At 61.2% G+C, this 13,132-nt stretch carries 13 protein-coding genes; 3 read left to right on the top strand and 10 right to left on the bottom strand.

Annotation, left to right across the window (positions count from 1 at the left end; genetic code table 11):
* Window positions 1-29: 29 nt before the first annotated feature.
* The 4 genes from H4V98_RS07445 to flgB all read right to left on the bottom strand — a co-directional run bounded on the left by H4V98_RS07445 (window position 30) and on the right by flgB (window position 3,103).
* Entirely contained in the window at window positions 30-1,475 is a 1,446-nt protein-coding gene (locus tag H4V98_RS07445; RefSeq protein WP_280757384.1) for a flagellar hook protein FlgE, read from the bottom strand.
* A gap of 75 nt (window positions 1,476-1,550) precedes the next feature.
* Window positions 1,551-2,216 carry a flagellar hook assembly protein FlgD gene (locus H4V98_RS07440; protein WP_280757383.1) on the bottom strand — a complete coding sequence of 222 codons (666 nt, stop codon included), beginning with the start codon at window positions 2,214-2,216 and terminating at the stop codon, window positions 1,551-1,553.
* A 45-nt stretch (window positions 2,217-2,261) separates the two neighbouring features.
* Window positions 2,262-2,678 carry a flagellar basal body rod protein FlgC gene (gene flgC, locus H4V98_RS07435; protein ID WP_280757382.1) on the bottom strand — a complete coding sequence of 139 codons (417 nt, stop codon included), beginning with the start codon at window positions 2,676-2,678 and terminating at the stop codon, window positions 2,262-2,264.
* Window positions 2,679-2,698: 20 nt separating this feature from the next.
* Complete coding sequence (gene flgB, locus H4V98_RS07430; RefSeq protein ID WP_196861635.1) at window positions 2,699-3,103, bottom strand: flagellar basal body rod protein FlgB; 405 nt, start codon at window positions 3,101-3,103, stop codon at window positions 2,699-2,701.
* A 319-nt stretch (window positions 3,104-3,422) separates the two neighbouring features.
* Between flgB and flgA the strand changes: the two genes are divergently transcribed.
* From flgA to H4V98_RS07415, 3 genes are all read left to right on the top strand, one after another.
* Complete coding sequence (flgA, locus tag H4V98_RS07425) at window positions 3,423-4,148, top strand: flagellar basal body P-ring formation chaperone FlgA (protein WP_280757381.1); 726 nt, start codon at window positions 3,423-3,425, stop codon at window positions 4,146-4,148.
* Window positions 4,149-4,228: 80 nt separating this feature from the next.
* Complete coding sequence (gene flgM / locus H4V98_RS07420) at window positions 4,229-4,498, top strand: flagellar biosynthesis anti-sigma factor FlgM (RefSeq protein WP_280757380.1); 270 nt, start codon at window positions 4,229-4,231, stop codon at window positions 4,496-4,498.
* The gene (locus H4V98_RS07415) at window positions 4,495-4,953 is read left to right on the top strand and encodes a flagellar protein FlgN (protein ID WP_280757379.1); all 459 of its coding nucleotides are present in this window, start codon (window positions 4,495-4,497) and stop codon (window positions 4,951-4,953) included. The genes flgM and H4V98_RS07415 overlap by 4 nt, the downstream gene beginning before the upstream one ends.
* Before the next feature lie 275 nt (window positions 4,954-5,228).
* On the opposite strand, the gene H4V98_RS07410 is transcribed toward H4V98_RS07415, so the two are convergent.
* The 6 genes from H4V98_RS07410 to cheZ form a co-directional block, all read right to left on the bottom strand.
* Window positions 5,229-5,972 carry an RNA polymerase sigma factor FliA gene (locus tag H4V98_RS07410; protein WP_196861631.1) on the bottom strand — a complete coding sequence of 248 codons (744 nt, stop codon included), beginning with the start codon at window positions 5,970-5,972 and terminating at the stop codon, window positions 5,229-5,231.
* A gap of 53 nt (window positions 5,973-6,025) precedes the next feature.
* The gene (locus H4V98_RS07405; RefSeq protein WP_196861630.1) at window positions 6,026-6,724 is read right to left on the bottom strand and encodes a hypothetical protein; all 699 of its coding nucleotides are present in this window, start codon (window positions 6,722-6,724) and stop codon (window positions 6,026-6,028) included.
* Entirely contained in the window at window positions 6,705-9,137 is a 2,433-nt protein-coding gene (gene flhF, locus H4V98_RS07400; RefSeq protein WP_231374280.1) for a flagellar biosynthesis protein FlhF, read from the bottom strand. Before flhF ends, H4V98_RS07405 begins: the two co-directional genes overlap by 20 nt.
* Window positions 9,134-11,224, bottom strand: coding sequence for a flagellar biosynthesis protein FlhA (flhA, locus tag H4V98_RS07395; protein WP_196861629.1), 2,091 nt, complete (start codon window positions 11,222-11,224; stop codon window positions 9,134-9,136). The genes flhF and flhA overlap by 4 nt, the downstream gene beginning before the upstream one ends.
* Window positions 11,221-12,363 (bottom strand): flagellar biosynthesis protein FlhB, encoded by a 1,143-nt coding sequence (flhB, locus tag H4V98_RS07390; protein WP_196861628.1) that lies wholly within the window; start codon window positions 12,361-12,363, stop codon window positions 11,221-11,223. Before flhB ends, flhA begins: the two co-directional genes overlap by 4 nt.
* Window positions 12,364-12,490: 127 nt before the next feature.
* Window positions 12,491-13,132 carry a protein phosphatase CheZ gene (gene cheZ, locus H4V98_RS07385; RefSeq protein WP_196861627.1) on the bottom strand — a complete coding sequence of 214 codons (642 nt, stop codon included), beginning with the start codon at window positions 13,130-13,132 and terminating at the stop codon, window positions 12,491-12,493.

Below are 13,132 nucleotides of genomic sequence, written 5' to 3'. Positions count from 1 at the left end.
GCCTGCTGTGTCAGCGGGCCACAAGCGCATTAGCGTATGTTCATCAGGGTCTGTACCACCTGATCCTGCGTCTTGACGGTCTGGGCATTGGCCTGGTACGTGCGCTGGGCAATGATCAGATTGACCAGCTCGGAGGTCAGGTCGACGTTGGACGCTTCCAGCGACCCCGAAGCCAACGCGCCCAGCTTGGTGCCAGCGCCAGGGTTGCCGGTCAGTGCCTGGCCCGATGCAGCGGTTTCAGTCCAGACGTTGTCGCCCTTCGATTGCAGGCCCGCCGGGTTTACAAACGAGGACAGCACAATCTGCCCCAGCGTTTTGACCTGTTCATTGGAATACTTTCCGGTCACGGTGCCGTCCTTGCCAATGGAAAACCCGGCCAGGGTGCCCGAGGCATATCCATCCTGATCAAGCTGTTTGACATCGCTTGCACTTCCGTACTGAGTGGTGCCGGTGACCGCAAAGGCCAGCGTCATGGGCGCGGAGCCGTTGGCGAAGTTGATGCCCTCCAGCGCCATTTTTCCATCGGCCGGCGAGAGCAGCGTGCCGCTCGTATCAAAAGTCAGCTGGCCCATCTTGATGCCGACGGTCTCGAGTGCAGCCAGCGCATAAGCCGCTGTGGTCCTGGCGGTCGCCGCATCCTTGGCGTCATTGGCAGCCGTCTCCTTTTCGGCTGTGGTGGCGGCAGGCAGGGCAGCAGCAGCAGCACTGACAGCAGCTTTGTCGTTAGCCGCCGTTGCCGCAGCAGACGCTGCGCCAGAAGCCGCAGTGGCCGCAGCTGTCGATGCCGCCAGCGTTGCCGCTGGTCCTTTGACCGCAACGCCGTCAGCGGTTGCAAACAAAGCCCATGGACTCGAAGTGCTGGGCGCGATGGGGTTGGTCTTGACAAAGAAAGTAGCCAGTTCGTGGGGGTTTCCCAGCGAGTCATAGACCTTGACCGAATTGGAGTAGTTATAGGTCGCTGCGTTGTTGGCGTCAAAAGCCACCGTGGGAATGGCGCCACGCGCGTCCAGATTGAACTGGGCTGCTATGTCCCCGGTAGCTTTCGGAAGCATGGCGGTGCTCGGCAATCGCAGCGCCTCCAGCCCTACGCCCATGGCGCCTGCGGCATCCACCTGATGGCCCGTCAACTGCAAGCCAGCTGCATTGACAACGAAGCCGTCCCTGTCCTTGTTGAATTGCCCGTTGCGTGAATACGCAATCTCGCCGCCCGGACTCGTCATCCGGAAAAATCCGTCGCCTTCGACAATCGCCACATCCAGCGACCGTGCACTGGTTTGCACCGCGCCGGCGTTGAAATTCTGCGACACGCTGGCCACTTTGGCGCCCAAACCTATCTGCGAGCCCGTGAAGACATCGGAAAACTGCACACTCCCGGACTTGAAACCCATCGTGCCTGCATTGGCAATGTTGTTGCCGATGACATCGAGATTGCTGGCAGAAGCGTTCAGGCCGCTCAGTCCTTGTGAAAAACTCATGGTATTTACTTCTTTGAAATTGAAATACAAATAGAAATAGAACTTTTAAATGCAGGCTGCCAGGACATGGCCCACTCAGAGAATCAGGCGCACGTCACCGAGGCGGGCCTGACGGCCTAACCCAAGATCGAGAGAAACGCCCGTGGCGCCCTGCGATACGCTGGAAACACTGGCATAGGCCAGAGCCGTCACCGGCACATTGGTGTCGCCGCTGCGGGCCACTCCATTGACCATGTACCTACCGTCAGCCACTGGCGCGCCGGTGTCACTCAATCCGTCCCACGACAGCGTTTTGACGCCTTGCGGCAACGCGCCCAGATCGAAACTGCGAACGGTATCGCCGGCTGCGTTGGTGATGGTGACCTTCACCGAATCGGCAGATTGAGGCACCTCAAAGGCGAATGGCACGTCGGCTCCGCTTTTGGGCGTCAGCTCGCTGCCAGGGACCAGCACTGTGCGGCCAATCAGCGAAGCCGATTGCAGCACCTGGCTGGAGCCGCTTTGCGCCAGCAGCGACTGAAAGGCACTGTTGAGTTTTTCGATGCCGCTGACCGTGCTCATTTGCGCCAGCTGCGAAGTCAGCTGGGCGTTGTCCAGCGGATTGAGCGGGTCCTGGTTGTTCAACTGCGTGACCAGCAGCTTGAGAAAGCGTTGCTCGCTGTCGGCGCTTGTCGCCGTGGTGGAGGACAGCGCGCCGGGCGCACCGATGCTGTCGGACGAGGTGAGTGCAGACACGGCCATGAAGAAGTTCCCGGGTAAATAATTAGAGGTCGGCCGTCTTCGGCCTTACTGGCCAATCGTCAGTGTTTTCAGCATCAGGGTTTTGGCGGTGTTGAGCACCTCGACGTTGGCCTGGTAGGAGCGCGAAGCCGAGATCATGTTGACCATTTCCTCGACCACATTGACGTTGGGCATGGTGACGTAACCCTCGGCATTGGCCAGCGGGTTCCTGGGGTCATGGACCATGCGCATGGGCGACGGATCTTCAATCACGCGGGCCACCCGCACACCACCGATACCCTGGCCATTGGCAGAGTCCAGCTCGAACACCACCTGACGCGCACGGTAGGGCTGGCCATCCGGGCCGGCAACGCTGTCGGCATTGGCCAGATTGCTGGCCGTGGTGCTCATGCGCTGGGACTGCGCCGTCATGGCGGAACCGGCAATTTGAAAAATTCCCATGGAGCTGTTGGAGTACGGCATGCAATGACTTTTTTTCTACGTTACTGGACCGCTGCCAGCAGCGACTTGATCTTGGAACTCAATATCGTCAGGTTCGCCTCGTAGCGCATGGCGTTGTCGGCAAAATTGACGCGTTCGACATCCATCTCGACGGTGTTGCCGTCAAGACTGGACTGGTTAGGCGTGCGGTACAGCAAACCTGCATCGCTGCCGGCTGCGGCCTCACCGGACAGATGGCGAGAAGACGTGGTGGCCATGGAGGTTGTCACGGATTGGCGGCCGCGCTCCACGGCCTGCGACAGCGTGGCGCTGAAATCAAAGTCACGCGCTTTGTAGTTGGGCGTGTCTGCGTGGGCAATATTGGCCGACAACACTTCCTGCCGCCGGCCCCGCAGGTTGAGTGCTTCCTGATGAAAACGCAGCGCGGAGTCCAGCTTGTCTATCATTACTATCCCATCGTGTGAAGTCAGCGGCCGGGTGGTCCACAGGTCCTTGATTGAAAATAATTGTAGGTAGCTGCCTTTTAGCCAATCACTCGAACAGATGGGTTTTAGAGGCCCAGTTCAGTATTCCCCATGGTGGTTGGAAGCCCTGAAAAATGGGGGGAACTGCCGCCAATCGAACAAACAGCATCCGTATCGCGACCCAGTTCACCCCTTGGGCCTGTACTGATTTCCCTAAAATAAAGATCAGATGCCGACTGCACCGCGGCTGGCGATGGCATAAACAATTGATCTGCCGCCATTGCTTTTCAACAAGGATTCCATGACGAAACCCCTGCATGAATCACTGTCCCGGCCGTTTGCTGAAGTGATTGCAATGTTGCTGGTCCTGGCAACGATCGCACCGTCCGCGCACAGCGCAGCACCGCTGCCTTTGTCGGGCTATGCGCGCCCGGTGATTGAGCAGTTTCTAAGCGCTCGAACAACCGGCCTGCCCGGCAAGGTTCAGGTCAGCATTGCCACACCCCTGTCGGGCAATCTGCCGCCTTGTGACGCACTCGAAGCCTTTTTACCTCCTGGCGCACGCTTGTGGGGACGTGTTTCGGTCGGGCTACGCTGCCATGCGGGCCGGCCTTGGACTCGCTACGTCCAGGCGTATGTCGCAGTAACGGGGCCCTACCAGATCGCCACACGACAAATTGAAGCCGGGCAAGCCTTGCTGCCAGCGGATACTTCCACCCGGGAAGCAGACCTGACCACCCTGCCCGCTGGCGTGATTGTGGATTCGACCCAGTTGGGCGGCATGGTGGCACTGAACCGCATCGCTTCAGGCGCGCCGATCCGGCGCGAACAACTGCGCGGCATTCCCGTTGTGAAACAGGGGCAAACGGTCAAGCTGGTCACCCGGGGACCTGGATTTGTGATCAGCACCGAAGGCAAGGCCATGACCGGCGCCGCCGCCGGCGCGGTGATTCAGGTCAAAATCCAGGGCGGACAACGCATCAGCGGCATCGTGCTCCCAGACGGGACCGTTGAACGCGACAACTGACAGGCCTGAAATTTTTCTGCCATCTGCCTAAAGTTTCAGAAAAACCTGCCGTTATGCGAATAAGTGCCTAAGAGAACCTCATGAAAATCAATCAAAACGTCACCTTCTTGAACAACGGGACCCCTGCTCCCGCAGTGGCGTCCACCAAGAGTAGCGCTCCCGCCAACGCATCGGCAACACCATCGCCGGCTGTCAACAACCATGCCAGGCTGACCTCCGACTTTGACGCTGCCCGCGTGGCCGAGATCCGCGAAAGCATCCGTGCCGGCCGCTACCAGGTTGACACGGCCAAAATCGCCGACGGCCTGCTCTCCACCGTGCGTGACTTGCTTGACAGGAAAACATCATGAGCAGCCTGCTGCTACAGCACCTGACGCAGGAGCACACCGCCGTGGCGGAATTTCTCGACCTGCTCACGCGTGAAGCCGACGCCATGTCCCAAGGCCATTTCACCGCCCTGCAGGAACTGGCTGAACGTAAATCAAAACTGGCCGACAGCGTTGCCCTGCTCGGTCGCCAGCGGGAAAACGAGCAAATGAGGCTGGGCTATAAAGCGGATCTCAGCGGTGCCGAGGCGGCGGCTGCCGCTGGCGGGCAAAGCCTGACCCAGGCGTGGAAGCAATTGCGGGAATGCGCAGCCCAGGCCCACGCGCTCAATCACGCCAATGGCGTCATGATTCACGCCCATCTCGATTTCACCCGACAAGCCATCAGTTTTCTGAAGGCCAGCGGCAAACCCCTGTATGGCCCGGATGGCGCACATGACGCCGGCGCCGCAAGCGGCAACCGCCTGGCGGTCGGCTGAGCTTTTAAACAATCGACGCTGTTCAGGCGGCGCCATTGATGGCAGATTTTGAACCCCGATCTGCGGCTCAAGTCCTTGGCAGATGTCGGCTTGCGCTACGCGGAGCCGGCCTGCGCCGGACTGGTTGCTCACACGGCGCCAAGTCCTTATAAAATATAAGATAAATAAGGCTTTAGCGCAATACCTACGGGCTCTATTAGCTATTAATTTAATAGCTAAAATCTTTTCTGGCTCTCCGTCTTCTGGAAGCAGGGCATGACCAGGCAGTGTGGGCGCTAAGGCAATTCAGCCAACAGCCCGCGCAGGCGACTGATCGCCTGGCTGTGCAACTGGCAAACGCGCGACTGGCTGACTTCCATGATGGCTCCGATCTCCCGCAGGTTGAGTTCCTCGTCGTAGTACAGGCTCAGCAGCAGGCGCTCGCGCTCGGGCATGGCGCCAATGGCATCGATCAGGCTTTGCCGCAAACCGTTTTTCAGCAACTGGGCCAGCGGGTCGCCGGTTTCACCGGCATCGTCGTGCCGGCTGCTGCATTGCTGGTCAATGAATGTGTTTTCCTGGCTGTTGCGGTCAAAGTCTTCGTAATAGAGCAGCTGGCAGCCCTGGATTTCCTGCAGCAAGCTCTGGTAGGCGGGCAAAGGCAGCTGCAGTTCCGCGGCAATCTCGCCCTCGGTGGGAGGCCTGCCGCGCTTTTGCTCCTGGGACTGAATGGCCTTGGCCACGCCGCGCGAAGACTGACGCAAGCCGCGCGACGCCCAGTCGTTGGCGCGCAACTCGTCCAGCATGGCGCCGCGTATGCGCTGGCTGGCATAGGTTTCAAACTTCGCGCCCTGGTCGTCCTGGTAGCGGCTGGCCGCATCGAGCAAACCGATCATGCCGGCCTGGATCAGGTCATCGAGATCGACGCTGGCCGGGAGCTTGGCCATCAGCTGCAATGCCAGGCGGCGCACCAAAGGCGCATGCTGCGTCAGCAACGCGGCTGAACCGGATTGGTCCATTTTTCCCTGGGAGGTGTACATGAAGGATGCGTCCTGCTTTCTTGACAATCTGGCGATGATTCCGGACAAGTGCTTCAGTGCATGCCGGCCACGGCTGGGGCTTCAGGGCGCGTGATCCGGCCAGGCAGCAGCGAAGGCGTCCGGCTGGGGGTTGGCGAGCGTGGCCACTGCAGCAAATCGGCGGCAATGCGGCAAAAGTCCCGAGCCGCGCTACTGGTGCTGAAGGCCTGAACCACCGTCAGGTTCAGGCGACTGGCCTGGGCCAGCAGCGGATCGGCCCTGACGAAGCCTGCCGTTTGCAGGTCCAATCCGAGATAGCGGCTGCCTGTCGTGGCCAGGTTGGCCAGCATGCGCTGGGCTTGGGCCGGGTCATCGGCCTCGTTGACCAGCACCCGTAAATGCTGAAACGCATGCGCATAGTGAAGCTTTTTGATGCGCAGATAGGCTTGCGTGATGGCTTGGGCATTGGCCTGAAACACGACCAGAATATGGTCGGTACTCGCGGCCAGCGTGGACAACGCACCGTCCGGGTCCAGCACGGCATTCACCAGAACCAGCCGCCCGTCGCGCGCAAGCGGCATGGCCTGCGGCCCGACGCATTCGTCCAGCAGCAGCACGTCCTGGCCTTGCTGCATCAGGGCTGCAGCCAGATTCTGCGTCACGCTGCAGACTCCGGCGCTGGCCGGACTGTCGATCACCGCCACGCGTTGTGCGGTGTTGCCGCCCATCAGCCGGCGCAGCCCATCGGCCTGGTCAAGCACTATTTTCTCCATGCTGTACGTCTCGTTTTTGCACCGGCTCCGGGTACACCGCGAGCGACTCGGCAGTCTCATCACTCTCCAGTGCATCCAGCAGCACATAGAGTTTTCCCAGGCCTTCAAACAGCACCGGGCCTGGCACCGGCTGGTCTGCGTGAACTGGCTGTCCGGTCAATTGAGACACAGCCCTGCGCGCCGTTGCAGCCCATGTGTGTGGGGCCTGCTGCAGGCGAAACACCGTGGTGCTGGCCTGCGCCGCAACCCGCAGGATGTCGAGACGGACCGGTTCAGCCGAAGCAAGACTGTCTGCGAACTGCAAAAGGCTTTGCTCAAGGAGTTTGAAATATGGCTCGACCGCAGAACGCCAGACCGCCCACTGCATGATTTGCGGTGCTTTTGCCTGAATACTGATACTGGTCAGCAGATAGCTGTGAGCCAACAGCTTGCCGCTGGCCGCATCCACAACTCGCCTGACCACGCAGCGTTGCAAAGAAGCCTCGGCGATAGCACCGGTATGCTCGCCTTGGGCATCAGGGCACAGGCTGACCAGCATTTCAGCAATCGACAGCAATCCCGTCTTGCCGCGAAACGAGACCGGCTGCGGCAGGCTGAATTCCAGCCCTGAAACGAGTTCTTGCAAGGTTGCCGAAAGGCCGTCTTCGGCAAGCTCCACCTGAAGGCTGGCCGGAACAGAGGCCACCCAGCGAAGGCCGGCAGCTTGCCAGACCTGAATCTGGTCGAGCGATGCCATGCCGGAAAACAGATGAATCACCGGCTTGTTGTCGAAATGGTGCGGATCCAGAGCGTCAGGCGGCACTTTATCCGCGTTGGCGGCGCCCGCCAATAACACCGATAACGCCGCAGCAAAAGGCTGGCCGGTGCGGTCAGACAACAAGGCGGTGACATGGATGCGGGAGTCGCCCTTGTCATCGGCGGGCAGCGTGATGTCGCGGCTGCTGGCCAGTACGTAATCGCCGCAATGGCGCTTGCTGTCGGCATGCGCCTGCCGCACCAGCGTAGCGGCGATGACACCCGCTTGCACCGGGTCGCCCGAGAGCTGGCGCCAGAGGGCACGGCTTTGCTCAAAGCCGATGTCGCCCGTCGCCAGAGCCGCCGCATTGGAGGTCAGTTCCTGGGCGTTGTGGGCCAGTGTGCTGATCAGTTGCCGGCACTGCGCGCGCAGGCGCTGACTGACCGCTTCAGCGGCAGCCACTTTCTCTTCGTTGCGCAAGGCGGCGGGTTGCTCATCCAGATCGGCCTCGCCAGGCACAAAAAGGGAACTCTGGCTCTTGGCCTCAAACACGCTGTCAATCAGCAGCTTGCGATTGCCGAGCAGAAGGTTTTCCGGCACTTTCTGGCCGCTGGAGACATAGTGAATGGTCAACTGGTGACGAATCACGATGTCAACCAGCACCCCCGGATGCGTGGCTTCATCGACTTTGGTCAGAATGCAGCCCGCCAGGTCGGTGCCGCTGGCCGCTTGACCGCCATGGCGATACGCCTTGACCACTTCATTGAGCGTGTCGCCATGGCTGGAAGCATTAAGCAGCAGCAGACGCTTGACCGGACGGCTGGCACCGCACAGCATGGCAATCTGGTCGGACACGGCGCGGTCGCGCTGGCTCATGCCGACGGTGTCGATCAGCACCATGTGCTTGTCCTGCAGACTGGCAAGCACCGCTTCCAGGTCGCCAGCGTCCTTGACGGCGTGAACCGCCACGCCCAGGATCTGGCCGTAGATGCGAAGCTGCTCGTAGGCACCGATGCGGTAGCTGTCGGTGGTGATCAGCGCCAGTTTTTCGGCCCCGAATCGCATCACGCAACGCGCTGCCAGCTTGGCCGTGGTGGTGGTCTTGCCGACGCCGGTCGGCCCCATCAGGGCATACACGCCGCCTTCATTCATCAGGGCGTCTTCGTCTTCCAGCACTGGCATCTGACCTGCCATGGCCGACTTGATGTACGCCAGGCCACCGGCATGGTCCAGCCCGGTTGGCAAATCAGTCAGCAGGTCTTTGGCCAGGCGGGCACTGAAGCCGGCACCCAGCAAGGTGCGCAGCAGTTGCCCGCGCAGCGGATCGCGCTTTTGCGCCTCGTTCCACGTCAGGCCCGCAAGCTGCTCTTCAATCATGCCGCGCATGGAATGGATTTCGCGCAGGACGCTGCTGTCACCGCCGTCAACCGGGGCGGCAGGCGCCGGCACAAGCATGAGCGGTGACGGGGCAGCAAGGGCCAGGGACGCAACGGACGGAATTCTGCCTGCCGCAGGCGCTTGCAGCGAAGCCACGATTTCCACGCCCCCAGCGGTCACGCGACTCGACACCACGAACGCGTCCGGCCCCAGCTGTTCGCGCAGCAGCCGCAAGGCCTTCAGCGTGGAGCTTGCAACGACGGTGCAGGTGGTCATGCCGGTTTCGCTGCCAGTGGTCAAGACTTGCCTCCAATCGTGGCGGTGACCCGGATGGTGCGGGTATCAGGAATTTCGGCATGTGACAGGACCTTGAGCTGCGGCAGGCTACGGCGCAAAAAGCGCGCCAGCAAGACCCGCAGCGGGTGCTGCACCACCAGCACGGCCGGTAGTCCCAGTTGTGTTTGGCGTGCCATGGCCGACTGGGTTTCACGCAGCAGGTTGTCGGCCAGCCCCGGCTCCAGGCCGTTGCTGTTGCTCAGGGCCTGCAGCAGCACGCGGTCCAGCGAACTGTCCAGGCCGATGACCTCCAGTTGCTCGTTGCCCGGGTAAATATCCTGGATGATGGCGCGCCCCAGAGCCAGCCGGATCAGCGAGGTCAGCTCCGTCGTGTCCGCCACCGCCGGCGCCTGTTCGGCCAGCACATCCAGAATGGTGCGCATGTCCCGGATCGGCACACTCTCGTCCAGCAGGTTTTGCAGCACCTTTTGCACACTGGTCAGGGACAGCGCCTTGGGCACCAGGTCCTGCACCAGCAGCGGCGACTCCTTGCCGATGCGGTCGAGCAACTGCTGCACTTCCTGGCGTCCAAGCAGTTCGGCCGCATGCGCATGAATCAGGTGGTTCAGGTGCGTGGCCACCACGGTACTGGCGTCCACCACCGTATAGCCATAGATCTGCGCCTGCTCGCGCAGGCTGGCGTCGATCCAGATGGCAGGCAGGCCAAAGGCCGGGTCCTTGGTCTGCGTGCCGGGCAAGGTCGCGCTGACCTGCCCCGGATTGATCGCCATCCACTGGCCGGGCGTGGCTTCGCCACGGCCAATCTCTACACCCTTGAGCCTGACAACATAGGCATTGGGCTTGATTTCAAGGTTGTCGCGGATATGCACCACTGGCACCAGAAAACCGATGTCCTGCGCAAACTTTTTGCGAATGCTCTTGATACGGCCCAGCAATTCGCCGTTTTGCGCCATGTCCACCAGGGAAATCAGGCGGTAGCCGACTTCCAGCCCGAGCGGATCGACCAGCGCCACGTCGTCCCAGCTGGCCTCCTGCGATTCCGTCGCGGCGGGCGCGGGGGCTGGCAGCGCGGCGGTTGCGGCGGTGCTGACGGCCTGGCGCTGCATCACGCGCCGGCCCATCCATACCAGGCCGCCGGCAATAAGCAAAAAGGCCAGGTTCGGCATGCCCGGAATCAGACCCATCATGCCAATGACGCCGGCTGTCAAAAACAGCACCTGAGGATTGGCAAACAACTGCCCGGTCAGCTGGCCACCGACGTCCTCGTCGGTGGTGACGCGCGAGACGATCACGCCGGCAGCCGTCGAAATCACCAGTGCCGGAATCTGCGCGACCAGGCCGTCGCCAATGGCCAGCAGGGTGTATGTCGTACCCGCTTCGGCAAAGCTCATGTCGTGCTGGGCCACGCCGACGACCAGGCCGCCAATGATGTTGATCACCAGGATCAACAGGCCCGCCACGGCATCGCCGCGCACGAACTTGCTGGCACCGTCCATCGAGCCGTAGAAATCGGCCTCCTGCGACACCTCGGCACGGCGTTTGCGCGCCACGTCTTCGCCGATCAGGCCGGCATTGAGGTCGGCATCAATCGCCATTTGCTTTCCCGGCATGGCGTCAAGCGTGAAGCGCGCACCGACCTCGGCAATCCGGCCCGCGCCCTTGGTGATGACCATGAAGTTGATCACCACCAAAATGATGAACACCATCACGCCCACGGCAAAGTTCCCGCCCACCAGAAAGTGGCCGAAGGCCTCAATCACCTTTCCAGCCGCGTCCGGGCCGGTATGGCCTTGCATCAGCACGACGCGGGTGGACGCAACATTGAGCGACAGCCGCAGCAGCGTGGTGAACAGCAGCACCGCCGGAAAGGCAGCAAAGTCCAGCGCCTTCATGGTGTACATGCTGACCAGCAGCACCATGATGGACAGCGCGATGTTGAAGGTAAACAGCAGGTCCAGCAAAAACGGCGGCAGCGGCAGCACCATCATGCTCAGGATCAGAATGACCAGGACCGGACCGACCAGGCCCTTGCCATTGTCGGCGCCCATCAACATGCGAGGCAGCCGCTTCAAGCTGTCGAGTGCGTTCATGCCGGGCTTTCCGCAGAATCCAGGGATTCAGGCACCGGCAGGTTCTTTGGCCGGGGCGGCAAGGCGCCGCCTTCCGTCGTCTGGCGTTGCAGTTGGTAAGCCCAGGCCAGCACTTCAGCCACAGCGGCATACAAATCAGCCGGAATTTCGGCGCCCAGCGCGGTGTGGCGGTACAGCGCCCGCGTCAGCGGTGGCGCTTCCAGCACCGGGATGTTGTGCTCCTGTGCCAGCGCGCGGATGCGCAGGGCCACCAGGTCGGTGCCTTTGGCAATGACGCGCGGCGCCCGCATGTCCTTGTCGCTGTACTTCAGGGCGACAGCAAAATGGGTCGGGTTGGTCACGATGATGTCGGCCTTGGGCACTTCGGCCATCATGCGGCGCTTGGCCATTTGCTGCTGTTGCCGGCGTATCTGCGCCTTGACCTGCGGATCGCCATCACTTTCCTTTTGCTCCTGGCGCAAGTCCTCGCGCGACATGCGGAGTTTTTTCTGGTGGCTCCAGAGCTGGTAGGGCACATCAATCGCGGCCACCAGCAGCAAGGATCCGATGATCAGGGCGCAGCTGCTGGCCACCAGCCGCAGCGTGTGCGCAAGCGCCTCATGCACCGGCTCGCTCATCAGCGCCATGATGGTCTGAAGATTACCGGAGATCACCCACCAGGCGATGCCGCCGATCAGCAGGGACTTGACGATGGTCTTGACCAGTTCGGCCAGCGTTTCGGTCGAAAACATCCGGCCAATGCCGGCGATCGGATTCAGTTTGGAAAACTTGGGGCTAAGCGACTTGCCCGAGAGCAGCCAGCCGCCCAGCAGCATGGGCGCCACCAGCGCCGCCAACAACATCGCGGCCAGCAGCGGAACCAGTGCCTGAAGCACGTGAAATACGGTGTCTTCGGCCTGTACCAGCATCTGCGAAGCATCGAATGCGGAAGCGCGTTCAAACTGCATGCCATTGCGCAGCGCGCTGCCCAGATGACTGGCCATCAGGTCGCCGGTAGCCCACAGGCAGCCCAGCCCGGTGCTCAACATGACAAAAGTGACCAGCTCGCGTGACCGGGCGACCTGGCCTTCCTCGTGTGCCTTCTCCAACCGCCGGGGTGAGGCAGGTTCGGTTTTTTCGAGATCACTTTCTTCCGCCATCAATGCTCCGAAGCTTCAGACGCAAAGTTGTCCGACTCCGGCAATTATTAAGGCGTGCAAGCTGAACCGATCGGCCAAACAAGCCGGCGATAAAGCTGCTGCTTGAGCAATCGGGCAAACCGCCGGCTTAAAACCCGAGGCTGGCCAGCAAGTCGTCAACCTGCGCCTGATCACCGACTGCATCGGGCTGCTGGGGCTTGATTTCAGGGCCATGCAGAAGGTTGGTGTTCGACTCCGGCCGTTTTTCAAGCGGCTTATTGTCAATCAGCAACTGCAGCAGCTGTGTATCCATGTCATTGATCACATTCATCATCTTCTTGATGACCTGGCCTGTCAGGTCCTGAAAGTCCTGCGCCATCATGATTTCCATCAACTGCGCGTTGGTGGCGCTGACCTGCTGCGGCACAGCCCGCAGGTAAGCCCGGTTGTCAAGCACCAGTTCACGCGCTTCGTCCAGGTCCACCGGGCTTTCAAACCAGGCATCCCAACGCTGGGTCAGGTCCTTGGCCTGCCGGGCCAGGTCATCCTGAATCGGCTGGGCCACATCGATGGCATTGAGTGCCCTTTCAGCGGCGCGCTCTGTCATTTGTGCGATGTAGCCCAGACGGTCACGCGCATCGGGAATGGCGTCTGCCACCTTGGCAATGCCCTTGTCCAGGCCCAGTTCCCGGATGCTTTCCCGCATTTGACGCGTTAGCTGACCAATGCGGTGCAGCAACTGTTCGGCTGAATCTGGAACAGTTGCAATAGAAGGATTCTCCTGCGCCAT

The sequence above is a fragment of the Polaromonas sp. CG_23.6 genome, from assembly GCF_029892315.1.
Taxonomy (GTDB): domain Bacteria; phylum Pseudomonadota; class Gammaproteobacteria; order Burkholderiales; family Burkholderiaceae_C; genus Polaromonas.
The sequence above is the reverse complement of the archived record's forward strand: the minus strand, read 5'-3'. Positions and strand labels throughout refer to the sequence as shown.

Bases quoted from the DNA above. Each gene is read 5' to 3' on its own strand.
- H4V98_RS07445 (WP_280757384.1), bottom strand. From the start codon at position 1,475: ATGAGTTTTTCACAAGGACTGAGCGGCCTGAACGCTTCTGCCAGCAAT.
- flhB (WP_196861628.1), bottom strand. From the start codon at position 12,363: ATGGCGGAAGAAAGTGATCTCGAAAAAACCGAACCTGCCTCACCCCGG.
- H4V98_RS07440 (WP_280757383.1), bottom strand. From the start codon at position 2,216: ATGGCCGTGTCTGCACTCACCTCGTCCGACAGCATCGGTGCGCCCGGC.
- flgA (WP_280757381.1), top strand. From the start codon at position 3,423: ATGACGAAACCCCTGCATGAATCACTGTCCCGGCCGTTTGCTGAAGTG.
- flgC (WP_280757382.1), bottom strand. From the start codon at position 2,678: ATGCCGTACTCCAACAGCTCCATGGGAATTTTTCAAATTGCCGGTTCC.
- flhA (WP_196861629.1), bottom strand. From the start codon at position 11,224: ATGAACGCACTCGACAGCTTGAAGCGGCTGCCTCGCATGTTGATGGGC.
- flgM (WP_280757380.1), top strand. From the start codon at position 4,229: ATGAAAATCAATCAAAACGTCACCTTCTTGAACAACGGGACCCCTGCT.
- H4V98_RS07415 (WP_280757379.1), top strand. From the start codon at position 4,495: ATGAGCAGCCTGCTGCTACAGCACCTGACGCAGGAGCACACCGCCGTG.
- H4V98_RS07405 (WP_196861630.1), bottom strand. From the start codon at position 6,724: ATGGAGAAAATAGTGCTTGACCAGGCCGATGGGCTGCGCCGGCTGATG.
- cheZ (WP_196861627.1), bottom strand. From the start codon at position 13,132: ATGGCGCAGGAGAATCCTTCTATTGCAACTGTTCCAGATTCAGCCGAA.
- H4V98_RS07410 (WP_196861631.1), bottom strand. From the start codon at position 5,972: ATGTACACCTCCCAGGGAAAAATGGACCAATCCGGTTCAGCCGCGTTG.
- flgB (WP_196861635.1), bottom strand. From the start codon at position 3,103: ATGATAGACAAGCTGGACTCCGCGCTGCGTTTTCATCAGGAAGCACTC.